At 54.4% G+C, this 24,067-nt stretch carries 21 protein-coding genes; 20 read left to right on the top strand and 1 reads right to left on the bottom strand.

Annotated features, from left to right (window positions below; all coding sequences use genetic code 11):
- The first annotated feature begins 101 nt into the window (after positions 1-101).
- From FZ041_RS00005 to FZ041_RS00015, 3 genes are all read left to right on the top strand, one after another.
- The gene (locus FZ041_RS00005; protein ID WP_149188108.1) at positions 102-965 is read left to right on the top strand and encodes a hypothetical protein; all 864 of its coding nucleotides are present in this window, start codon (positions 102-104) and stop codon (positions 963-965) included.
- Between the two features lie 99 nt (positions 966-1,064).
- On the top strand, positions 1,065-2,348 hold the full coding sequence (serS, locus tag FZ041_RS00010) for a serine--tRNA ligase (RefSeq protein ID WP_149188109.1): 1,284 nt from the start codon (positions 1,065-1,067) through the stop codon (positions 2,346-2,348).
- Positions 2,349-2,408: 60 nt separating this feature from the next.
- Positions 2,409-2,960 (top strand): UbiX family flavin prenyltransferase, encoded by a 552-nt coding sequence (locus FZ041_RS00015; RefSeq protein ID WP_075442701.1) that lies wholly within the window; start codon positions 2,409-2,411, stop codon positions 2,958-2,960.
- 47 nt (positions 2,961-3,007) lie between these two features.
- On the opposite strand, the gene rnhA is transcribed toward FZ041_RS00015, so the two are convergent.
- Entirely contained in the window at positions 3,008-3,709 is a 702-nt protein-coding gene (gene rnhA, locus FZ041_RS00020) for a ribonuclease HI (RefSeq protein ID WP_075442702.1), read from the bottom strand.
- A gap of 161 nt (positions 3,710-3,870) precedes the next feature.
- Here rnhA and FZ041_RS00025 point away from each other — a divergent pair, with 161 nt between their 5' ends.
- The 17 genes from FZ041_RS00025 (at position 3,871) to lpxA (ending at position 24,062) form a co-directional block, all read left to right on the top strand.
- Positions 3,871-4,659 (top strand): MlaE family ABC transporter permease, encoded by a 789-nt coding sequence (locus FZ041_RS00025; protein ID WP_439653951.1) that lies wholly within the window; start codon positions 3,871-3,873, stop codon positions 4,657-4,659.
- A gap of 27 nt (positions 4,660-4,686) precedes the next feature.
- Complete coding sequence (locus FZ041_RS00030; protein ID WP_149188110.1) at positions 4,687-5,433, top strand: ABC transporter ATP-binding protein; 747 nt, start codon at positions 4,687-4,689, stop codon at positions 5,431-5,433.
- Positions 5,430-6,719 carry an MlaD family protein gene (locus FZ041_RS00035; protein ID WP_369407306.1) on the top strand — a complete coding sequence of 430 codons (1,290 nt, stop codon included), beginning with the start codon at positions 5,430-5,432 and terminating at the stop codon, positions 6,717-6,719. The genes FZ041_RS00030 and FZ041_RS00035 overlap by 4 nt, the downstream gene beginning before the upstream one ends.
- An 81-nt stretch (positions 6,720-6,800) precedes the next feature.
- Complete coding sequence (locus tag FZ041_RS00040; protein WP_149188234.1) at positions 6,801-8,381, top strand: TolC family protein; 1,581 nt, start codon at positions 6,801-6,803, stop codon at positions 8,379-8,381.
- A 50-nt stretch (positions 8,382-8,431) separates the two neighbouring features.
- Complete coding sequence (locus tag FZ041_RS00045) at positions 8,432-12,775, top strand: translocation/assembly module TamB domain-containing protein (RefSeq protein WP_255449168.1); 4,344 nt, start codon at positions 8,432-8,434, stop codon at positions 12,773-12,775.
- 30 nt (positions 12,776-12,805) lie between these two features.
- Entirely contained in the window at positions 12,806-13,438 is a 633-nt protein-coding gene (locus tag FZ041_RS00050; RefSeq protein WP_149188111.1) for a sigma-70 family RNA polymerase sigma factor, read from the top strand.
- Positions 13,439-13,587: 149 nt separating this feature from the next.
- A complete protein-coding gene (locus FZ041_RS00055; protein WP_149188112.1) occupies positions 13,588-14,118 on the top strand; it encodes a preprotein translocase subunit SecG in 531 nt (176 codons plus the stop codon).
- A gap of 34 nt (positions 14,119-14,152) precedes the next feature.
- On the top strand, positions 14,153-16,075 hold the full coding sequence (locus FZ041_RS00060; RefSeq protein ID WP_187626263.1) for a BamA/OMP85 family outer membrane protein: 1,923 nt from the start codon (positions 14,153-14,155) through the stop codon (positions 16,073-16,075).
- Between the two features lie 34 nt (positions 16,076-16,109).
- On the top strand, positions 16,110-17,408 hold the full coding sequence (locus FZ041_RS00065) for an acylphosphatase (RefSeq protein ID WP_149188113.1): 1,299 nt from the start codon (positions 16,110-16,112) through the stop codon (positions 17,406-17,408).
- Between the two features lie 144 nt (positions 17,409-17,552).
- Positions 17,553-18,017 (top strand): OmpH/Skp family outer membrane protein, encoded by a 465-nt coding sequence (locus FZ041_RS00070; RefSeq protein ID WP_075442710.1) that lies wholly within the window; start codon positions 17,553-17,555, stop codon positions 18,015-18,017.
- 70 nt (positions 18,018-18,087) lie between these two features.
- On the top strand, positions 18,088-19,221 hold the full coding sequence (locus tag FZ041_RS00075; RefSeq protein ID WP_149188114.1) for a hypothetical protein: 1,134 nt from the start codon (positions 18,088-18,090) through the stop codon (positions 19,219-19,221).
- 20 nt (positions 19,222-19,241) lie between these two features.
- A complete protein-coding gene (locus FZ041_RS00080) occupies positions 19,242-19,691 on the top strand; it encodes an OmpH/Skp family outer membrane protein (protein ID WP_075442712.1) in 450 nt (149 codons plus the stop codon).
- A 21-nt stretch (positions 19,692-19,712) separates the two neighbouring features.
- Complete coding sequence (gene lpxD, locus FZ041_RS00085; RefSeq protein WP_149188115.1) at positions 19,713-20,732, top strand: UDP-3-O-(3-hydroxymyristoyl)glucosamine N-acyltransferase; 1,020 nt, start codon at positions 19,713-19,715, stop codon at positions 20,730-20,732.
- A gap of 75 nt (positions 20,733-20,807) precedes the next feature.
- Positions 20,808-21,674, top strand: a complete 867-nt coding sequence (locus tag FZ041_RS00090; protein ID WP_149188116.1) for a lysophospholipid acyltransferase family protein — start codon at positions 20,808-20,810, stop codon at positions 21,672-21,674.
- Positions 21,675-21,748: 74 nt separating this feature from the next.
- Positions 21,749-22,579, top strand: a complete 831-nt coding sequence (gene lpxC, locus FZ041_RS00095) for a UDP-3-O-acyl-N-acetylglucosamine deacetylase (RefSeq protein WP_149188117.1) — start codon at positions 21,749-21,751, stop codon at positions 22,577-22,579.
- Positions 22,580-22,615: 36 nt separating this feature from the next.
- Entirely contained in the window at positions 22,616-23,056 is a 441-nt protein-coding gene (gene fabZ, locus FZ041_RS00100; protein WP_149188118.1) for a 3-hydroxyacyl-ACP dehydratase FabZ, read from the top strand.
- Between the two features lie 190 nt (positions 23,057-23,246).
- Positions 23,247-24,062 (top strand): acyl-ACP--UDP-N-acetylglucosamine O-acyltransferase, encoded by an 816-nt coding sequence (gene lpxA, locus FZ041_RS00105; RefSeq protein ID WP_149188119.1) that lies wholly within the window; start codon positions 23,247-23,249, stop codon positions 24,060-24,062.
- The last annotated feature ends 5 nt before the right edge of the window (positions 24,063-24,067 follow it).

Genomic DNA, 24,067 nt, shown 5'->3' on the forward strand with positions numbered 1-24,067 from the left:
CAATATGGAAGTAGTTGCTTGTAGCCGCAGCCCATATTTCGTTATCTATTTTGGCCGGGATAGGGTATAATGAAGATAATGAATGATGGGGAGGGAATGGTATGGCAGTGACACCACCGGTGGCACCGACACCGCCGACGCCTCCGTCTGTGCCGAAAGTGATGATGGGGGATGGCGGCAGTGTGACGGAATCGACTGTGCCGCAGAACAGCCAGCAGACGGATGCGCAGCGGCAGGAGGCACAGGCCCGTCAGGCTGTAGCGCGTGGTGATGGTGCGCTTTCTAAGACGACGCAGGCGCGGCCGGATGCTAAGAATGAGGCCCAGCAGGGGCAGCAGCAAACTGGCAGCCAGCAAAATGGCGCGACGCCTGTGGTGCAGACTGACCCGCAGGCAGCTGCGGCATTACAGGCGGATGCTGCACAGGAGCAGGGGGGACAGGCCGCACAGGCTTCGGCGCAAACAATGACGGGGCAGCAGCCTGCTTCGCCGTTGACGCAGGGCGCTGGTTATTGGGCGTTTACGTTTGTTATGGTTGTCGCGCTGGCATTTGTATTTTATCGTGTGGCGATGAAGAAACGGCGCGGGGGCAAGGGCGAACTGTCGGCTGAAGATATCCGGCAGGCGGTGATGCCGGAGACAGAAGATTTGCCGAACTTGCGTGGAATGACGCCAGATGAGGTACTCAGGCAGCTGGAGGAACAGGAACAGCTCAAGGCTGAAGCCGAGATGCGTCAGGCACGTGCGGAGGCGAAACAGCGGCTTGCAGCAGCCAAAGCCAGCCGCGGCGTGCCTGTGCATCCGTCACGCGGGGAGTCGGCAGCGGCGGCACCAAAGCAGGCGGCACAGCAGTATCGCGAGCAGGTAACGGCCATGCCGCCTGAGGTAAAGGCAAAGCCGAAGAAGATCGTGCGCAAGCCACCGTCCAGCTCCGATGAGAAAGAGCATTTTGAGATAAGTGTCTGAATATTGACCGAGATTCTTTTAGACGATATAATAGAGAAATGGAATGACAGGAAATGATATGATCTGTTCGATTGTATTGAGATATGGAGAGTGAGTATTTTGTTAGACATGAAGTTTGTCCGTGAACATCTTGACGAAGTCCGTCAGATGCTCAAGAATCGTTGTAATCCGCTGAATCTTGATGATTTCGAGGGTATCGAGAAACGCCGTCGTGAGCTTCTGCAGGAGACCGAGACGCTTAAAAGCCAGCGCAATGCGGTTTCCAAGGAAATCAGCGCGATGAAGAAGAACAAGGAGAATGCGGACGAGCGCATCAAGGAGATGCGTGAGGTCGGCCAGAAGATTGCAGAGCTCGACGGCGAGCTCAAAGAGGTCGAGGAAAAACTCCGTGATATCCTGTTGCATATCCCGAATATGCCGCGTGAGGATGTTCCTATCGGCAAGGATGATACGGAAAATCCGGAAGTCCGCAAATGGGGGACGCCGCGTGCATTCACGTTTGAGCCGAAGGCTCATTGGGATATCGGCTCGGATCTCGATATCCTCGACGCTGACCGTGCTGCCAAGGTCACGGGGGCGCGCTTCACGTTCTACAAGGGCCTGGGGGCCCGTCTTGAGCGTGCCTGCATCAACTTCATGATGGATCTCCATGCGGATAAGCATGGCTACACCGAAATGCTCGCTCCGTATATGGCGAACAAAGACAGCATGACGGGCACGGGGCAGCTGCCGAAATTTGCAGAGGATATGTTCAAGCTCGAAGGGCTTGACTACTATCTCGTACCGACGGCTGAAGTTCCGACGACGAACTATTACCGCGATGAGATTCTCGATGCCAAGATGCTGCCGCAGTATTTCAGCTGCTACACGGCTTGCTTCCGGGCTGAGGCTGGCAGTGCCGGCCGCGATACGCGTGGTCTTATCCGCCAGCATCAGTTCAACAAGGTCGAGATGATCAAGTTCTGCACGCCGGAGACGAGCTGGGAAGAGCTCGATAAGATGGTGGACAATGCGGAAGACGTCCTGCGCCTGCTGGAAATCCCGTATCATGTCGTCAAGCTCTGCACGGGCGATATGAGCTTCACGTCGGCAACGACCTACGACATCGAGGTATGGTTCCCGTCCCAGAACAAGTACCGTGAGATCTCGTCCTGCTCGAACTGCACGGATTATCAGGCACGCCGTGCGAACATCAAGTTCCGCCGCGATGCCAAGAGCAAGCCGGAATTCGTGCATACGCTCAATGGTTCGGGCCTGGCTGTGGGCCGTACCGTTGCCGCTATCCTCGAGAACTATCAGCAGGAAGACGGCAGCGTTATCGTCCCGAAGGTTCTCGTACCTTATATGGGCGGCGTCGAAGTCATCAAGAAAGCAGAACTCTAAGCGAGAACGATTCAGAGCCTCCCAGGTGGGAGGCTCTTTTGCTGAAAGAAGGAGAGCGCTATGAAAATCGTTGTGGGAATCACTGGTGCCAGCGGCAGCATCTACGGCCTGCGGCTCATCGATACGCTGCGGCAGGCTGGCCATGAGGTGCATGCTGTCGTCACGGACAGCGGCTGGCAGGTGCTGGATTACGAATGCGGCGTGAGCCGCGAGGCTTTTGCCCAGCGCGTCGACGTGCTCTACGATAACCATGATATCGGAGCTGCCATTGCGAGCGGCTCCTTCCGCATGGATGCGATGGTCATCGTGCCGTGCTCGATGAAGACGGCCGGCAGTATCGCCCATGCGGTATCGGATAATCTGCTGACGCGGGCGGCGGATGTCGCGCTCAAGGAATACCGGCCATTGCTCATCGTGCCGCGTGAGACGCCGATGCATGCGATTCATTTGGAGAATCTGCTGAAACTTTCCCAGGCGGGAGCCCGCATTATCCCCGCGAGCCCGGGGTTCTATCATCGTCCGCAGACGCTGGCTGATCTCGTGGACATGCTCGTGGGCAAGATCTGCGATCAGCTGGGGGTGGAGCATGAGCTGTTTGCCCGCTGGCAATGAGATAAAGCGAAAGCCAGCAGGAGGATATATCCTCCTGCTGGCTTTTTTTACAGGTATTTCATTGCTTCGCTCTTGGCGAGCTGGTCGCAGCGTTCGTTGAGGTCGACACCGACGTGGCCTTTTACCCAGTGGAAGGTGATCTGGTGACGGGCGTAGAGCTCGTCGAGTTTCATCCAGAGATCCTGGTTGAGCACCGGATTGCCATCGGCTTTTTTCCAGCCGCGGCTTTTCCAAGACTTGAGCCATCCCTTGGTGAAGCCGTTCTTCAGGTATTGGCTGTCGGTGTAGATCGCGATCTTGGCCGGGGACTGGGGGAACGACATGGCGGCGATGGCTGCCGATAGTTCCATGCGGTTGTTGGTGGTGCTTGGCGTTCCTTCGTGGAGCTCAGTTACTTCGCCGGTGTGCACATCGGTGACGACGGCGGCCCAGCCGCCAGGCCCGTCGGGATTGCGCAGGCAGGAGCCATCGGTGTAGATGACGTAATCCTGTTCGTCATCTGGCAGGGCCGGCGCGGCTGGCTGGGAAGCTGCTGTACGTCTGGCGGGGTTCGTGGCGCGCCGGGGGGCAGGGGCAGCCTGTGGCAGGGTGCGTTCGCCGCCATTCAGCCAGGCGAGGGCCTCGCTGACATCGGTGAAGCCCTTGTAACGGGCACCGGCAAAACCATCGACCTGTTTCTTGCATTCGGCCCAGGTCGTGAAGATGCCGCAGGCGCGGCCAGCGCGTACGGCGTATACTTTCTTTGGCATAGAAACCTCCTGAATCGTAAAGTGAGAGTACCTTTATTATATAGGGAAATGCAGGGAAAAAGAAGTTGAAATTTCCAGTAAAAATAGTAAACTTATCTTTACTATTTCGGTTATCTCTGCTAAAATCGAAAGGTAGTATAGGATAGGAGAATTCTCGGCGGATGGGAAGGGAGATGGTGAGGCTGCTGAAGCTGCTGGAGCTTGTCGGTGCGTTTGTTTTGCGCCGGCTGGATGATTTGGGCACGATTGTGCTGCTTTACCGTGATACCATGCGGGAGCTCGGCCATAAGCCGCGTTTGCGCCATATCCTGGCGCAGATGTCGCATCTTGGCGTCGACTCTTTGCTGATCGTGAGCTTGACTCTGCTGTTCACAGGTGTGGTAATGACCTTGCAGACGGCAGATATCCTGATCCGTTTCGGGGCGCAGGGGACAATCGGTGGTATCATTTCAATCGCTATCGGCCGTGAGCTGGGCCCTGTTCTGGTCGGCGTCGTCTGTGCGGGCCGCGTGGGGGCGGCAATCACGGCGGAGATCTCGACGATGAAGGTTACGGAGCAGATCGATGCGTTGCGCGTCATGGCGGTCAGTCCTGTCAATTACCTCATTGTGCCGCGCATGATCGCCTGCATGATTGCCGTTCCGATACTTACCGTGTTCGGCGATATCATCGGTGTGATCGGCGGCTGGTTTGTGGCGGTCTACTACAATGGCATCAGTTCGTATCTGTTCATGAATTCAATCCATAAGTTCACGGAAGTCTTCGATATCACGGGCGGTGTCATCAAGGCGGTGTTCTTCGGCAATGTCATTGCTGTACTGGGCTGTTATTACGGCCTGCATAGTCCCGATGGTGCCGAGGGCGTCGGCAAGGCGACGACCAAGACGGTCGTTTCTTCGATCATCGTCATTTTTATCCTGAACGCCGTGCTGACGTTCGTCCTATATTGAGATTTGCTTGTAAAAGTGTGAGGAATCATGATTCGACTCGTGGATGTGTGCAAGAGCTTTGGCGAGAAAGAAGTCCTGCACCATATCAATCTGACAATTGAAGAGGGGGAGACGCTTGCCATCATCGGGGGCTCAGGCTCAGGCAAGAGCACGCTCCTGCGTCTGCTTATCGGTCTGATCCGGCCGACTGCGGGCGAGATCTGGATCGGTGATCAGGACATTGCACAGTTGACGGAGAAGGAGCTTGATAAGGTCCGGCTGCATATGGGCATGGTGTTCCAGTATTCAGCCCTGTTTGATTCGATGACTGTGGGGGATAATGTAGCCTTTGGCTTACGAGAGCACACGGATCTTCCTGAGACGGAAATCCAGCGTATCGTGACGGAGAAGCTGCATCTTGTCGGCTTGGACAATGCTGCGCAGCGGATGCCGAGCGAACTTTCGGGCGGCATGAAGAAGCGCGTGAGTTTGGCGCGGGCCATTGCCTTTGGTCCGGACATCATCTTCTACGATGAACCGAGTTCGGGCCTTGATCCGCTGATGACGGCAAAAATCGACGAGCTCATCCTGCATACGCAGCAGACTCTCGATGTGACTTCGGTCGTCGTAACGCATGATATGGTGAGTGCTTGCCGCATTGCCGATCGCATCGCGATGGTTCACGAAGGGAGCATCATTGCCCTCGACACGGTCGAGAACATCAAGCAGAGCAAGGATGAAAGGGTGCGGGCATTCTTCCGCACAGTGGCGATAGATAGGGAGGCACAGGGATGATGACAACAGAGGCAAAGGTAGGTGCGTTTACGCTGGTGGGGCTGGCACTCTTGGCTGGTGTCATCGTCATGCTCAGCGGATTCAAGTTCGGTGGTGACAAGGACTACACGCTCTATGCCGGTTTCCGTCAGGTCATTGGCGTAGAACCGCAGTCGACTGTCCGGCTTTCTGGTGTGCCGGTCGGCGAAGTCAAGGAAGTCAGGAATGATGGCCGTGGTGTTACCGTGACGATGCGCATCCATGGTGATGCGCAGATCCCGAAGGGGTCGCAGGTAACGGTCGGCTCAGCTGGCGTCATGGGCGAGAAGTTTATCAACATCGTACCGGCAGACACGTATAAAGGCTGGGTTGAAGATGGTGACTACTTGATTGGCCAGGACGAGGAAGGCATGGATACAATGTTCGCCAACCTCAATAAGCTGACCGAACAGGCGCAGACCTTGATTGCCGATATGCACGGTATCCTGGGGAACGCGGATTTCCAGCAGTCGATTATTATGATGGCTGTGAATATGCGCGATACGACAGCACATGTCAATGGACTCGTGGCGGCGCTGGAAAGCATGGCACAGTCCAATCAGGGCAACATCAATCAGATGCTTGGCAATATGAATGCGATGACGGCCAGCCTCAACCGGACGGCCCAGGTTGTCGAAGCCATGATGACAAATCTTTCGACTGTGGGAGCTGATCCGCAGACGGCTGAGAATCTGCGGCTGACACTTAGCAACATTGCCGAGGCCAGTGATAAGATCCGGGTGATTGCGGAAGGGCTGGCTAAAGTGGCTGGCGATGAAAAGACTATCGAAGATACGAAGGCTATCATCCATAATACGCGTGAACTGACAGAGAAGGCAGGAAAAATGAAACGCCGCCTCGAATCTATCAAGGTGTCACCGGAGATGGATGTTCTCTACAGCGGGGGCCAGGGAAAGTGGAGCACCAATTTGAATGTCAATGTGGGAGCGCCGGAAGGGGCATTCCTGAATTTTGGCATGGATAATATCGGTAAAGATGGCCGAGGGAATTTCCAGCTGGGGACACGTGCTGGCAGTTTTGGTGCGCGTGGCGGCGTCATCTATGGCAAGGCTGGTCTTGGTGTAGATGCCTATGCAGGCGATAAGTTCAAGTTTTCGGCGGATGTCTATGATGCGAGTGATCCATCGGTGCGCCTGCGGGCACAGTATCGTCTGGGGAACAGTGATACCTGGCTGCTGGGCCAGATGAATGATGTCAATGACAGTGAGCATCGCGCGACATATGTAGGCATCAGGCAGTCATTTTGATTTTTGATAATCTCTGTCCGCGCAAGCGGACATCTATATACATGATAAAATCTGATTTCAAGGGAGGATATAGTCTTGAAGATGAATAAAGGTTTTCATAAAAAATTAACGGCGCTCGTTATGGGCGGCTTGACGATGATGATGGTGACAGGGACGGCGATGGCTGCAGACACGGTGCAGCTGGATCTCAAGGACAGCGTGCAGATGGCGCTGGAGAATAACCGCAATATCAAGAGTGCCTTGGCGGGCGTAGATGCGGCGAAGTGGAATCTGTCGTCTTATCGCCGCAAGACCGGCGTGACTTTTTCCTGGGCAGCGACGGCTCAGCGTATTGGCGGCAGAACGAATGAGCTAAACGGCATCGATGGTTCGCAGTATGGCAATACCTGGAAGGCTTCCATGCCGCTTTACAATGGTTCGCTGCGTGCAGCTATCGACCAGTATGGCTATGGGCTCAATGAAGCCGATGTAACGCTGGAGAATGTGAAACAGGGCATCCGCTATGAAGCAACGGCGGATTATTATAAGATCTTGCAGTGCCGCAATCTTATCAGTGTCCAGCAGGATGCCGTCAATACGCTGCAGGAACATCTCGATAATGTCAATGCGCAGTATCGTGTGGGGACGGTAGCCAAATCAGATGTGCTGGCTTCCCAGGTACAGCTGGCTAATGCACAGCAGGCACTGGTGACAGCGCAGAACAATTACGATATCGCTATCTCAACGCTCAATAACGTTGTCGGCTTGCCGACGGATACGGTGCTCGACATCCGCGACCAGCTCAAATACACGAAGTATGATCTGTCTCTCGATGACTGCACGAAGTATGCACTGGCCAACCGTGCAGATGGTGCGGCTGCCTATTATGCTGTCAAGCAGGCTGAGGCCTCCATCAATACGGCACGTTCGGGCTATTATCCGACGGTCAATGCTGTGGCCAGCAAGACCATTGCTGGTGACAGCGGGTTCAAGGATAATGAATCAGAAACTTGGGTGGCAGGTGCTGAGGCATCGTGGAATATCTTCGATAATGGTGTAACCGCAGCGAATATCAAAACAGCAGAAGCCAGCCTGGTCACGAAGCAGGAAAAAGCTCATCAGACGGATGAGACCATACAGCTTGACGTGCGCACGGCATATCTGAGCTTGCAGGCTGCAGAGAAGAATATCCAGACGACGCAGGTAGCTGTGACGCAGGCTGAGGAGGATTATAAGATTGCGCAAGTCCGCTACAGTGCTGGTGTCGGTACGAACCTTGACGTCATGGATGCCAACGAGAAGCTGACGTCGGCCCGGACGAATTACTATACGGCGCTCTATCAGTACAATACAAGCAAGGCAGCGCTTGATAAAGCAATGGGCCTCCCCGTAGATATCGATGTCGTGAAGTACCGTGAGTCGCAGCTTGCTGGCAACCGTGTCAAAAAAGTCCGCGAGGATGCCAAGCTCCATGCGGATGCAATTCTTGAACTGACGGAGGATGCAAAACAGGCCTCCAAGGAAGAGGTCAAGGCTGGCCGTCAAATAGAGCGGGAAGCACAGAAGGCAGCCAAGGAGAAGAAGGTTAAGGAGAGTGCAGCAACGGCTAAGTCTGCACCGGTGGCAGAACCGGCTGAGGCAGCACAGAATACGGATTCAGTAGCAGAGGAAATGGCAAAATAAATCTTGCCGGAATAATATAGCCAGGGACTGGGCTTTTTGAGGGGTATATCATGAAGCGGAAATCAATGGGAATACTGGCAGTTGTTTGTTGTATATGCGTGATTGGGGCACTGGGGCTCCGCTATTATATGCAGACGGCTGCTTTCATGGAATCCGCTGGCCAGACGATAGCCTCGGTAGCCACAGAGACTTTAGGCGTGCAGGTTGATGTCGGGGATGTTGAAGTGACGTCCTTCCGCACGCTGGAGTTGCACAATCTGGCAATCTATGATAAGCAGGCGGCAGTCATCGCACGGGCGGAAAAAGCGCAGGTGACCTACCGCCTGCTTTCTGCGCTTTCGTCGCCAGCAGAAGCGATAAAAGAAATCACGGTCTCGAATGTGACGGCTGTTGTCGAGCAGCGCGCCGATGGCAGCTGGAATTATCGTGATGTAATCAGTGAACAAGCGGACGGCCAGCAGTTCCACGGCATCGTCAATGTCGAGGATGCACAGGTGACCGGCCGCATGGAGGGGAAGGAACTGACGCTTACAGATGTCAATGGCAGCTTGGATTTTGCTGATTATCCGGTGCTCAAGGCACGGGTCACAGCCAATAATCAAGGGGCAGCCATTGAGGCGTCGGGAACTTTTGATGATGCGCGGCAGATCGTCAATGCGGTAGTCCATGATGCTGATGTGCAGAATTATCTTGGACTCTTGCCAGCTGATTGGCTGCCCGATGAGGTGACACTTGAAGGTGGCCGGATCAGCCAGGCGGAACTGCATGTATTCCGGGATGGCAGCCAGCTGTCATTCAGTGGCGAGGCAGACTTCACGGAGGGGGCTCTGCGCGTCCAGTCGACGGAAATCAAGGGTATCAAGGGCCATACGGCCTTCACCAATGCGGAGGTCCTGCTTTCGGCTGAGGCGGAAGCCAATGGCCAGCAGGCTAAGGCACATGGCAAGATTCGGCTGGATACAGGTGTACCCTATCTGGATCTTGAGGCCACGTCGGATTCATTCGACCCTGGAAAGATCCTGGTGAATATCCCCTATCAGGGGGCGGCGTCTTTTGCAGCTAAGGTGAAAGGTACCATCCAGAATCCGTTGGTTGATGGCAGCGTCAAGGTAGCCGCCGGTTCCGCCGCAGGAGTGTCCTTCAAAAATCTGGCGGCGAAGGTTCGCTATCAGGACGGCCATGTGTTTGTGGAAGACATGCGCATGGACACGTTGGGTGGTCATGCGGCAGGCGAGTTTGCGCTGTCGACGCTTGATCTGGGATATACTGCCCATGTACGGGTACAAGGAATCGATATGGCAGAGGTGGCCGCTGTGATTCCGGCTGTCAGTGAGGTGACCGGACGCGTGTCGGGAGACATCGGCTTCAGCGGTACCGGCCTGGAACTGGAGGTGATGCAGGCGTACGGCAATGCCAAGCTGCAGCATGGTGCCTATCGGGATCTGCCCATCGAGGATCTCAATGGCTCCTTCTATCTGGCTGGTGACGACCTCAAGCTGGATTTCGTCAGCATGAACCTGCCAGGCAAGAGCCGCTTAGGGGTCGAGGGCACGGTGGCCGATGTGCTGGCTGAACCGACGCTTGACTTGGCGTTCTATGGAGCGCATTTCGATTTGTCTTTGCTGAGCAAGCTTGAGCCTGAGGCCGACCTGACTGGTGTCAGTGATTTCAAGGGGACGGTGCAGGGCCCCGCCGTCAATCCGCAGGTGGAGATCAAGTTTTCTGGCCTTAATGGCACTTTGTTCAAACAGCCCTTTGACAGTCTGAAACTTATGGCCAGCGGCAGTTTGGATGGTGTGCACATTGATGACTTCCTGATGGAGAAGGATGGCCGGGAGGTCTGGCGGGTAGCAGGCTCTATCGGCTTTACCGGGGAGCGCCGGCTGAACTTGCAGATCGATACGATGGGCGCCCGCATGGAAGATATCGTGGCGCTGGTGGCACCCAATCAGCCAATCACGGGCAATGTCGATAATATCATCACATTCACCGGGACGCTGGATAATCCCAAAGGCGTCGGTTATATTCACTTCTATCGCGGCAGTTATCATGGGGTACTGCTTTCGGGTATGGACGGCGACTATTTCCTGGATAATGGCGTGATCCGCCTGCAGGATTTCCATGCGTATTCGCCGATGGTTGATATGGTGCTCAACGGCACGATCGACCAGGCGAAGCATCTCGATATGGAGGTAGAAGCCCGGGACATCGATCTGAAGCGCGTGGAGCACAAGCTGCCCTATGAGGTAAGCGGTCATGGAACTTTCAAGGGCAAGATCCTGGGCACGACGGACAGCCCGGAGTTTTATGGTATCCTCGAGGCATCGAGCCTGGTGCTGAATGAGCAGGAAATCACGAATCTGCGCGGTCTGGTCAAGTACCGGCGTGAGATTGCTGACCTCGATCAATTCCGCTTTGAACAGAATGGCGGCACGTATGAGGTTACCGGCTCGGTCGATACGGCTACTGAAAAGATAGCAGGCAAGCTGAAGATCGATAACGCAGATGCCAATGCGATAGCGGCGCTGGCCAATCAGAAGAATGATTTGCTGCAGGGACGGGTCGACTGTACCGCTGATGTAGGCGGTACGCTGCGCAATCCGCAGGTACAGCTGGCTGGTGCTATGGAACAGGGCACCGTGGGCGGCTACGATATCCACGATGTGGCGTTCAACCTCCGGCTGGCAGATCAAGTGGTGTATATCGATAAGTTCTCGGCCTGTCAAGGGCCGACGGGGCTGATGACCTTGTCCGGCAGTGCCGGGCTGGCTGGCGGGCCGCTGGCAGCAAAACTTTCCGCGTCCAATCTGGAAATGGGCATGTTTGCGCAGCTGGCAGGTATCAAGACCGCGGTCATCGGCACAGCTGATGTTGAGGCAGTGTTCGGCGGTGTGCTGGCTAATCCGTCCGCCGATGTAACCATTAAGGGCCGTGACGGCGGTGTGCAGGGCTCGACTTTTGACAGTCTTGATGGTGAGTTGCATCTCCAAAATGGTTTGGTACGTGTTGATACGTTGACCATGAAAAAAATGTCTGGAGCCAGGACGTATCAGGCCAGTGCACAGGGAATCATTCCGTTGCGGGCGCTTTCGGCGGACCGTGATGAGGCGCTGGATGATATTGAGCAGATGCAGCTGACGCTAAGCCTTGATCAGGCGGATCTGTCACTGCTGCCCCTGCTGTCCAAGCAGCTTGACTGGGCTGTGGGCGCGACGACGGGCAACTTGAAGATTCATGGCACGCTGGCGCACCCTTATATCGATGGTACGCTGGGGATAAGGGCTGGTGCTGTTAAATTCAAGGCACTTGAAAATCCGGTGACCGATATGAATGCGGATATCGCATTCATGGGCAGCAAGATGACAGTCAGGGATTTTTCTGGTAAAATGGGCAATGGTACGTATTCATTGACTGGTGATATACAGTTTGATGGCGTGAAGCCGCAGAAATACGATCTGAAGCTGCAGTTTGATAAGCTGGATGTGCAAAGCAGTATGTTCCGTGGCCCGCTTACCGGTGAGTTCCGGGTGTTCGATACGGATTTCTACGGGAAAACCCTGCCGAAACTTTACGGAAAAATCGATTTTGCTGATTGTCTTGTCTCGGTGCCGGCTATCCCCGATAGTGAAGGCGAGATGCCTGAGGCTGTGCTCGATGTACAGGTTAATGTCGGAAAGAAGGTTCATTTCTACAGTCCCTACCTTTACGATATGTATCTGACTGGCCAGATCCATGCTGGCGGCATCACCAGCCATCCGAAGATGTCGGGCAGCTTGGAGGTCAAGCGTGGTGGTACGCTAAACTACCTCAAAACAGAGTTTGCCATCCGCGAAGGGCGGGCGACCTTCAATCAAGTGGGGTTGTTCCTGCCGAGCATTGATTTCTTCGCCGACACACGGCTGACGCGGACGCGGGTGTTCCTGGCGGCCAAGGGGCCACTGGGGAACATGAGGGTCATCCTGTCGTCAAGCCCGCAGATGAGCCAGACGCAGATTATCCAGCTGCTCACATTGCGCGATGCATACAAGCATGGGCAAAACAACATGACAGCGGCGGATCTTCTGACTGTGGGCTTACAGATGAGTTTCCTGTCGGAAGTGGAGGGTGTCATGCGTGACGTTCTCTATCTCGACCAGTTCACGATTTCCCGCGGCAATGGTTCGGCTTTTGAAAATCGCGCCGAAGAAAATGAAAGAAACAAATACGATTTTAATGTTCAGATGGGAAAATATATCTCGGACAAGGTTATGGTGAAATATACGCGCAGTCTGGGCGGCAACAAAAGTGTCAACCGCTATGGGCTTCGCTATGATTTCGACGACAGATGGGGCATGACGCTGGAGCGTGAAGGCCGTGATTACGTCGTCGGTGTTGAAGCCAGGACATCGTTCTGAGATGGCATGCTGGAAAAGGAGGTGAGCAGGATGCAGTTTGAACAATATGTCGCAGCGCTGCAACAGGTAAAGACCTTGTCCCCCGAGCGGGAACGTGCGCTTTGGCAGGCCTACAAAGAGGAGGGGCAAAGCGAAGCCCGCCGCCTGCTCATCGAGTCTTACCAGCCGTTGGTGTTCAAGCAGGCGGTGCCTTACCGCAACCTGCAGAATATCATGGATATCGTGCAGGAAGGTACTATTGGCCTTATCGAGGCGGTGGAAAGCTATGATCCGCAGCGCGGTGTGGCTTTCAGCCTGTTTGCCGTGCATCGCATCCGCGGGCGCATGCTGAATTACCTGCACAAGGAGGGCCGCGTGGATGTTGCCTGTATGGATGAGCGGCCGGCCGATGGCGGCTTGACACTCAAGGAAAATCTCATGGATCTGAGCCCCTCGGTCACCGAGCAGGCTGAGTCCAATGAGCTGGCAGCCAGACTGCATCAAGCGATGGAGCGGCTGCCGGCACGCGAGCGCGCCGTGCTGGAGAGCATGTACATGCAGAGTGAGGAGGCTGGCGATGTGGCTGCAGGGCTGCAGGTCAGCAAGTCACATATCTACCGGCTGCAGAAAAACGGCATCCGCCGCGTGCGTGGCATGTTGTCGCGTTTCATGCAACATTGGTGAAAATGGCTGAAAAACAGTGAAATCAAGCTCAATAGGGCTTAAAATCAAGGATAAATGCCAACGTTTATCCAAAACCGCGTTATATTGCAGGTCACGCTCTATATAGCCAATTGGATTATAAGATAGAGTGGGTTACAGGAGGTTATGTGATGGCGGACCGGCGCAAAACGCAGAAAAATCATATCCGGGCAGCCCGGGATTGGCTTGGCGAGGCGGAGCATTCCTTGGAGCATGAAAATGACATCCAGGGAGATCTCAAGCTCATGCTGGCACGGGCGGAGCTGTCACAGGTAAAAGACAGTCCGCGCTGTGCGTGGCTGAAGTGCTGGGCAAAGCGGCTATTGCCGCCTGTGGTTGCGCTTTTGCTCGTGGCGGCTGGTATTTTCGCTAGTGGCCGTCTGGCAGGTGATGAAGTGCCGCCTGGGCCGCAGTCTCCTGCCGTGGATGACATAGCAGCTCCGGTCACGCCGCCTGTTGTGGAAGAGCAGCCGCAGCAGGCAGCTGGTGAAGCTGCAACTGCACCAGCCAAAGCTGAGGCCGGGGCCAGGGAGGCAGAAGCTCCCGCTGCGACGACGGCTGCTCCGGAAGAGAAAGCAGCGGTGCCAGCAACAGCGGCGGTGCCGGATGCGCAGAAACAGCGACTCATGCAGTCGGCAGGCAAGATCCTGCGGCAGCAATGACGATAGAAAACATCAACCTTAGGAGGTTTGTCTGTTGAATAGAAAGAATGAACGATTCCTTGCCTATGCGGTTGCATTGGCTACCAGTTTTTCCGCATTTCCTGGGGCTGCTTATGCTGCTGAAGCTGCAGTACCAGCTATGACTGCTGAGGCTTCAGCAGCTGCACAGAATCAGACGGATAAGGAGGGGGCTTCAGCCAATAGTGCGGCAGTGGCGCAGCAGGCAGCTGAAGCACCGTCTGAAAATGCAGCCGATACACGTACGGCCAAGTGGTCACAAAATCGTCCGCAGGAAAAGACTATTACGGACATGCTGAGTCAATATGAGGGCAAGACGATTGTTGATACAGTATTTGAGGGGACGACAAGCCTTACGGAGGGGACGGCTAAAGCCGCTATTGGCATGCACACCGGTGATATGTTTACGGCAGCTGGCCTCAACAAGGATCGTGAAGCCATTTACAATACGGGGTACTTCTATGACCTCTATCCATCGTTTGAGGTAGTGCCAGAAGGAGTGGTACTTACTTATCATGTACTTGAAAATCCGGTTCTGAACGGTGTGAAGATTTCGGGGAATACGGTGGAATCGGATGAGGTACTCTATGGTCTCGTGACACTCAAGAAGGGTGAAATTATCAATAGCCGTACTTTGCAGGATAGTGTGCAGGCTATTCAGGATCAGTATCGTAAAGATGGCTATATCTTAGCAAAAATTACGGACATGAACATTGACCATGAAGGTACGCTGAAACTCACAATCAACGAGGGCGTACTGGAAGGCTACAAGGTTAAAGGTAATACAAAGACCAAGGATCGCGTTATTTTGCGTGAGATGCGTCAGAAGGTAGGCGAGCCGTTTAATTCTAAGAAAGCACGCCGCAGCATGCAGCGTGTCTATAACCTCGGTTTTTTTGAGGATGTAAACATCAAAATGAACCCGGGCGTTGAGCCTAATGCTGTTGTCATGGAGCTCGATGTCAAAGAGAAGCGCACGGGTACCTTTGGTATTGGCGCAGGGTATAGCAGTAAAGATGGTATCCTGGGCATGGTCAGCATTGGCGATACGAATTTGTTTGGTACTGGTGATGCTATCAATGTGACATATCAAAAGAGTGGCGGAAACCGCGATGCGCAGGGCTATACGTTCTCTTATCGCAAACCGTGGCTTGATTCCAAGGAAACTGTTGGTACGTTGCGTATTTACAATCGTACGTATGAATATGATGACTATAATACGAGTGGAAACCTTGTGGAGTCATATATGCGTAAATACTCAGGGGGAGAAATTACGTTTGGTCGTCCGGTAAGTGAGTATTCTACGAATTATATCACGTTGCGTAATCGTAATGATAAGTATGTCAGACATACAGGGGGAAGCGTGTATCCTAAAGGCCGCAGCAATACGGCATGGGAGAAAGATAATTTCGGTACTACTCGTAGTGTCACGCTTGAACATGTCACGGACACGCGTGATAATGTTTATAATCCAACGTCTGGCGGACGTATCAGTTTAATGGGGGAAGTGGCAGGCTTTGGCGGAGATTTCAATTTCCAAAAGGTCACTATTGAAGATCAGCGCTATACCAAGGTGGGACGTGCGCATGTTATTGCGTTGCGTGGGCAATATGGCGTTGGTTTTGGTCATATTTCAGAGTTTAACCAATACAAGGTCGGTGGGCAGACTACGCTACGCGGGTATCGTGATGACCAGTTCCGTGGCACGCGCATGATGTTGGGAACACTTGAGTATAGATTCCCGATAGCATCTAAGGTGCAAGGGGCGTTGTTTACTGATTGGGGTGCTGCATGGACTAGTGGATTGACACCTAAAAACATCCGGGGAAGCGTAGGCGTAGGTATTGCTCTGAACACGCCGCTGGGCCCATTGCGTTTGGATTATGGTCGTGGTCGCGACGGTGGACGTGTTCACTTTACGGTAGGCGGTTCGTTCTGATAATAGGCAGGGGAGAAAGGAAGTGCCAGGCTGCATGAGGTATGTAGCAGTTGCACTTGCGATGTTCTGCAGTTTTTTGTGCATGGTGCCGTCCGTGCTGGCAGCGCCAGCCCCCCGTATTGAGCAGGTGACGGCTAAAGTTACTGCCGCCGGCAGCTTGCCGCCTTTGGTCCAGGAACGCATGGAGCAGAGTGTGGGGGCGATTGCCCGCCAGCTGTTGGAAGGCAAGACTGTTGCCGAGACGCTGGCTTCGCGCCAGCAGCAGGAACAACTCATCCATGAGGTGTTTGATAAGGTGCTGGTCGGCTATACGGTCAAAGGCGTGGACATCCAGCCGTCGCAGACAGCAACGGTGGCGGTAGAGCTATACCCTTGGGCAGATACCATCCAGCAGGTGGATGTAAAGACAAGTGTCGAAGGTATGTCACCGCGCATCGAGAAATTGGTCCGGCAGGATATCGCTGGGGTAGAGCAGGTTTTCCAGGCAGCGCTGACGGGGCTGCCGACTGCGGCTTCGGATTGGACGAACGGTGTGCTCAAGCATCATCTGAACGATTATCTGGCTGAGCATCTGCCGGAGTTCCGGGCTGATTTCGAGCTGGATCCGGAACAGGTGACGAAGGTACAGCTAGTGCTTTATCCGCGGCTGCCAGTGGTGCGGACCGTGGATCTATCCATGCGATCGGATACGGTGCCGAATTTCACGCTGCTTAACCATCGCCAGCTTGTTCAGGAGAAAGCTGATGAGCTAGTGGGGGTTCCTGTGGCCTTCGTGGCCCGGCACAAGCAGGAGCTCTCGCGGCAGTTTGCCGAGGAGCTTGACTGCCAGCCGGATTTCCGGGTCATGCATATGAAGACGCAGATGACGCTGGAAGTAGCTGAGCAGCTGCAGATCATGAGCCGTTCGGACACGAGCCGTTACCGGCTGCGTCTGACTGGCTGGGGCGATGCGGGCCGCAAGAATATCGATGGCAAGGCGGAAGATGAGAATTTGATGCTGCGCCTGCATGCGGGGAGCATGCTGTCCCGGCAGGACGAGCTGTTCCTGCTGCTGGATTTTGCCCCGCAGGCTGTGAAGTGGCGCTGGGAGTTGGGATATGATCGTATGTTGAGCCCCTATACGCATGGGCAGATCCGCTATGATTTCACGGCGGGGGATTTTGTGCTGGCGGCTACGCAGCAGCTTGCCCCACGCTGGCTGCTGCGTTATGAATACCGGCTGGACGATGCGCTGGGGGAGACAGCTGTGCGCTATAAGCTTCACGATTTCCTGAGTGTAGAGTATCTCATTAATCGGCGGCAGAAGTGGTTTCGATTTATAGGCAATTTCTAATGGATGATGCCGGCTTGATCGGCGGAAATTTGCTTGAATAAGAAATGAGAGTTTGTTATAATGAAATTCGTATATGGCGGCGAAGCCAGCCATAGCGGAATCATAACTCTTAAACAAACCCGCAAGGGAAAAGGAGAAAGAAAAATGGTTAAATTAGAGAAAAAACAGGTCAAGATCATCAGCGTACTGATTGCGATTGTATTTATCGGTTCTGTTGTAGCTTTAGCCCTGACGCAGTCGGGGTCGGGTATTGCCAGCGCTGCCAGCTCGAATGTTGGCGTCGTTGATTACAACCAGATCATGAGCCAGCATCCGCAGGTGCAGGCAGCCAGCACGGAAATGCAGCAGGCTGTCCAGGATGCCCAGAAAGAGTTCGAGTCGAAGGCGGCAAACATGAACGATCAGGAAAAACATGACTATTATCAGCAGACACAGCAGCGTCTGCAGCAGAAACAGCAGGAACTGATGGAGCCAATCACGAAGAGCGTTGAGGCTTCCGTCAAGAAGGTGGCCGAGCAGAAGGGCCTTTCCGTTGTTCTGGAGAAGAGTGCAGTCGTTTACGGTGGCACCGACATCACGCAGGATGTTGTAAAACAGGTAAGCAAATAAAACGGGATATAGACCTGGAAATACCGAGCCACTTGTTGCGCTCGGTACTTCTTTTAGGGGGGAGACGGGCATGGACGAGGAAAAAGCCACGGAGGATGGCGCTAGAAGACGGCGCCGTAATATCGCGGCGGGCGCAATCGCTGCAATCTGTTTGCTTGCAGCAGGTGCGGGAATCTTCCATAGCCTGGTTCGCCCGCCAGGGGAAAGCCAGCAGCAGGCGCTGGCAGCTGATGCCGGCCTGATCGACTGGCAGAAGGTCATCGAAGCACATCCAGATCATGCGCGCCTCACGAAGCTGCGTGAAGAATGCAAGGTACTGGAGCTGGAGACGAGTGAAGTCGAGGATATCTTCACCGTCAAGCCGCCAGAGCAGGATCCTAAACCCTTGGAGGATTCGGTATGGGCGAAGAATGCACTGGACGTCGTCGGCCAGCGGGCTGAGCTGGAGCGCAAGAGCAAGCGCGTTGCAGCGGAGTACCGTGCGCAGACTGAGGCGGCTTATCAGGAACAGATCCGGGCAATTGATGAGGAGTATCTCAACGATATCCTGAATATCAACATCAAGCTTGATAATCAAGAAGCGATGCATAATCCGTTGGATCCGGAACGGCAGCTGGCAGAAGAACGCGCTATCTGGCTGCAGCAGCGTGAGCAGTTGCAGCAGGAACGCGGGCGGCGTCAGTATGAGCTGAGGCAGGCCTATGAGCAGCAGGTCGCGGCGCATGTCCAGCAGGTCCTGGGGCCGGAGCTTGCCGCTTGGCGGGCGAATCTGCCCCAGCAGCAGGCCCAGCAGCGGGCAGCCGCTGCTGCCACGCAATCCGAGGCAGACAAGCGCAATGCTGAGACCATGCAGAAGCAGATGGAACTTGCGCAGCAGGTCCAGCAGCGGCTGGCAAAGCGCCAGGAATTACTGGCCAAACAGGCGCAGCTGCAAGCTCTGGAGGCGCATATCTTGAATGATGTGGCTGGCAGAGCGGCAAAGATAGCGATACTGCATCATTTCACCTTGATATTGGTGGATCATCCTCGTGTGCTTACGAGCTTTGCACCGGATCTGGAGCAGGCCGATCCGCTGCATCGTACGTATAGCCGAGCTATCGGCGTGACGACGGTGGATGTGACTGATGAGCTCGTACAGGAAGTGCAGACGCTTACGCCTGGCAGTGATGCGCAGGTTCAAGATACAGATAATACTAAAGGTTAATAGAAAGAAGCGGATTACAGATGAAATTACGCAAGAAATCAACGGCCCTGCTGATGGCGGCCTTTGCCTCCATGATGCTTATGAGCGGCTGTGGCCAGGCAAAGATTGGATATATCGACGGCGAGCGGGTGACGAAAGAAGCTCCGCAGATCGCATCGCTCGTCGAGGAGGGCAATCAGAAGCTGCAGGAAGCCCAGACGCAGGCAGAAGCAGATCTCAAGCAGAAATTGCAGGAAAATCCGAATATGAGCCAGGAAGAAGCGCAGAAGCTGCAGATGGATACGCAGCGCAAACTGCAGGGACTTAATCAGTCGTATGCGCTGCAGCTGCGCCAGAAGGTAGATGCGGCACTGGCTAAAGTGACCAAGGACAAGAAACTGGATGCAGTAGTCAACAATTCCCAGGAGCAGCCGATTGCCATTTCGGGGGCTACGGATGTGACGGATGATGTCATCAAGGAACTGCAGTAAGGATTAGATGGGAGAGGAATCATGAAGAAAACGTTGCAGGAAATCGCCGATTTCCTTGGTGGCCGGGTGGTAGGTGATGCGGCCATCGAAATCCACGGTCTCGACAATATCGAGGGGGCAGGTGCAGGTGACTTGACCTTCGCCGTGGAACCTCACATTGAGGAAGCGAAGACCTGTCAGGCGGCTGCTGTCATGCTGCCGGAGGGGGCTGGGGAGTTCCCGAAGACGGCGCTTTATGTGGAGGAGCCGCGTGCAGCTTTTGCAAAGCTCTTGGAGCTTTTTACGCCGAAGCTCGAATTTCCGCAGGGGGTCAGCGATAAGGCGCATATCGGCAAGGATGTGAAGCTGGGCAAGGATGTTGTCATCATGCCGTTTGCTGTGGTGGATGACCATGCGGTGATCGGTGATCGCGTTACCTTGTATCCGCATACTTACATTGGCCAGTATGCGGAGGTGGGCGATGACAGTGTGATCTACTCGAATGCAACGGTCCGTGAGCACTGCCGCGTAGGCAAACGCTGTGTGATACATAGCTCGGCGGTCATTGGATCTGACGGCTTTGGCTTCACGACCAAAGACGGTGTACATACGAAGGTGCCGCAGGTCGGCAATGTCGTGCTCGAGGATGATGTGGAGATCGGTGCCCACGACGGTATCGATCGTGCGGCCATGGGGTCGACGGTCATTGGGAAGGGCACGAAGATCGACAATCTCGTGCATATCGGCCATAACTGCAAGATCGGGCCGAACTGCCTGATTGTTGCCCAGACGGGTATTTCCGGTTCGACGACAGTGGGCCATAATGTTACTTTTGGCGGCCAGGTCGGCACGGTTGGCCATATCAAGATCGGTGCCAACTCGGTCTACGCGGCCCGTTCGGGCATTATCGGCAATATGCCGGAGGGCGTGTTCTGTGCGGGGTTCCCTGTGCAGCCGCATGCTGAGTGGCTGCGCATGCAGGCGGCCATGAAGCATCTGCCCGAGATGCACAAGAAGCTCAAGCAGCTCGAAAAGAAGCTTGCTAAGTACGAGAAAGAGTGATCTAACTCAGCAACAGGCCTCCTCGTTTTGAGGAGGTTTTTTACTGTGATTACCGGGGCGGTTAGGAGGAAGAAAATGGTATCATATTATCTGCTCAAGGCAATCAGTGCCATTGTCTGTCTGTTGCCACGCGGCTTTGCCGAGGTCTTGGGGCTGGGGCTGGGAAATTTTGCTTGGCTGGTCATCCCGCGGAAGCGTAAAGTGCTGGCGCACGATCAGATCGTGGCCTGCCTGGGCGTTACGGATGAGGAAGCGGAGCGGATAGCCAAAGCCAGTGTAGTCCGCTTTGGCCCGATGTTGTTTGAGGTATTGCGGTTCCCTGTGATCAAGAAAGATCCGCAGGCGTATGTGCGCATCGAGGGGCTTGAGAAACTGCAGCAGGGAATGGCCGAGGGCCGGGGCGCTGTGATAGCTTCGGCACATAGCGGCAACTGGGAGCTCATGGGCGGTGCGTTTGCCATGGCTGGCATTCCCCTCGTCGGCGTGGCCATGAAGCAGAAATCGTCCGGCTCAGACCGCTTCATCAACGAATACCGTACATTGATCGGTATGCATATCACTTACAAGACCGGTGTGCGGGAAATGTTTGATATGCTGAAAAAGGGCTGGGCAATCGGGCTCATCATGGATCAGGACACGAATCGCCATGATGGCCTGGTGCTGGATTTCTTTGGACAGCCGACGAACTGTACGCCAGGGGCGGCATCCATGGCCAGGTTCCAGGATGTGCCGATCTTCACTTCGTTCATGCATCGCGATGCCCAGGGGCGGCATACTTTGTTTGTCGAGGGTCCGTTCCATGTGGAAAAGACGAAGGATAAGCGCGAGGATGTCCGGCAGATGACGCAGTTTCTCACCCATGAAATCGAGAAACATGTGCGCAGATATCCAGAGGAATGGTTCTGGCTGCATGATCGCTGGAAGTCTATCCGTGAGGAGTAGGTGGCCAGAACTTGCGCAACCAGGCATTGTCCGTTAAAATAGAGAAAGGTAATTGACTGTCGGGAGGATTAATTTTGCAGAATCAGATTACATTGGCTCAAGAGGCTGCCTATACCGGCGTCGGTCTGCATTCGGGACGTGACGTCCATATGGTGTTGAAACCGGCTCCGGCAGATACCGGAATCGTCTTTATCCGCACGGATCTGCCGGAGCGTCCGCAGATCCACGCCGTGGCCAGCAATGTCACGTCGACGCTGCGGGCGACGACTGTGGAGGAAAACGGCCATAAGGTATTTACGATTGAGCATCTCATGAGTGCATTCCACGCGCAGGGCATCGATAACTGCTATGTGGAGATGGATTCGGAGGAGCCGCCGGTAGCTGATGGCTCTGCGCTGGCTTTCTTCGAGCTCATGCAGCAGGCCGGTCGCCAGGAGCAGGAAGCGCCACGCCGTGAGGTGGTCATCGATAAGGTTTACCGCATCGATGATGACGAGCATAAGCGCTTTGTCATGGTGGTTCCGTATGACGGCTTCCGTGTGAGTTTCACTTCGTTGAATCCGCACAAGCTCATCGGCGTGCAGTATGAGAACTTCGAAATCACGCCGGAGACGTATCATCAGGAAGTAGCACCGGCGCGCACGATTGCTTATGAAAAGGAGATCAAGGCTCTGCAGGAGATGGGATTGGGCCTTGGTGGCACGCTGGACAGCGTCATCGTCTATAATGATGAAGGGTGGCTGAATCCGCTGCACTTCGAGGATGAGCTCGTGCGCCATAAGATACTGGATGTCATCGGTGATCTGCGGCTGTCTGGGCCTATCCGTGGACATGTCATCGCTGTGGCTTCCGGGCACGCGCTGAATACACAGCTGGCTAAGAAGATAGCTGCTGAATTGGGATGAAAAAGAGTTGATTTTTAAGAGGAAGAAGGAATAACCATGGTATTAGATATCAACGAGATTCAGAAAATCCTGCCGCATCGTCCGCCGATGCTGCTGGTAGACCGCATCATTGAGATCGATCCGATGAAGTCGGCTACGGGTATCAAGAATGTCACGATGATGGAGGACTTTTTCCGCGGCCATTTCCCGGATCATCCGATCATGCCAGGTGTGCTGATCCTTGAGGCTATGGCACAGGTCGGTGGTGTCATGATGTTGTATCCGGAGGAGAACCGCGGCAAACTGGCGCTGTTTGGCGGCATGGAGAATGTCAAGTTCAAACGTCAGGTCGTTCCTGGCGACCAGCTGGTGACGAAGTCTCATATTGTCCGCGTGCGCGGCGATTTTGGTGTGCTGCATTGCGATGGCTATGTCGATGGCCAGCTGGCAGCATCGGCGGATTTCAAGTTTGCTATGCGAGACGGCGATAAACTGTGATTTTTACTTGGTTTTGCTAGAGAGAAAGAGATAATCTTTGTTCAACTCGATAAACGCCTGGATTTGCTGTCAAATGCGATGTCGAAATTTGAAGTTTACTGGGGAGTATATATAGAAGGACAGAGCAAAGAGGGCTGCCATTGTGCGAAAGCATTATGACAGTTTAGGATAGTTGAAGGAGTTGGAGCAGATGAATACTGAAAATAGCAGTATTACAAAGCATATACATGAAACCGCAATCGTAAGGCCTGGGGCTAAGATTGCGCCGAATGTTGAGATTGGCCCGTATTCGGTGATTGGCGAGAATGTAGAAATTGGTGAAGGCACTGTGATTGGCCCGCATGTCGTCATTACTGGCTGGACGGAAATCGGCAAGGACTGCCATATCTTCCAGGGGGCGTCGATCGGCGAAGATCCGCAGGATCTCAAATTCAAAGGGGAAAAGAGCTACACCTATATCGGTGACCGCACGACCATCCGCGAGGGGGCGACGGTCCACCGCGCTACCGGCGAAGGTGAGGAGACGCGCATTGGCTGTGATTGCCTGCTTATGGCATTGACGCATGTAGCCCATAACTGCGTGATCGGCAACCATGTCATCATGTCCAACTTGGCTAGCTTGGCTGGGCATGCAATCGTGGAAGACCGGGCGGTTATCGGTGGTATGACCGGTGTGCATCAGTTCGTCAAGATTGGCCGCAATGCGATGGTCGGCGGTATGTCGCGGCTGACGCAGGATGTCGTGCCATTTACGATCGTCAATGGCCAGCCGGCTAAGGTGGTTGGCCTCAATAGTGTGGGCATCTCACGTGCGGGAATTAAGATTGAGGCACGCCGTAATCTCAAGCAGGCGTATAAGATCCTCTACCGTTCGGGACTGCGTATGCAGCAGGCCATTGCGGTTATCGAACAGGAAGTCGACAATTGTGAAGAAGTGGATCATCTGCTGCGCTTCCTGCGCAACGCTGAACGCGGTATCTGCCGCGAGCGCCGCGATGCTGAATAACAATT

Origin of the sequence: Pseudoselenomonas caprae (genome assembly GCF_008271345.1) — a bacterium.
GTDB classification, from domain to species: domain Bacteria; phylum Bacillota; class Negativicutes; order Selenomonadales; family Selenomonadaceae; genus Selenomonas_A; species Selenomonas_A caprae.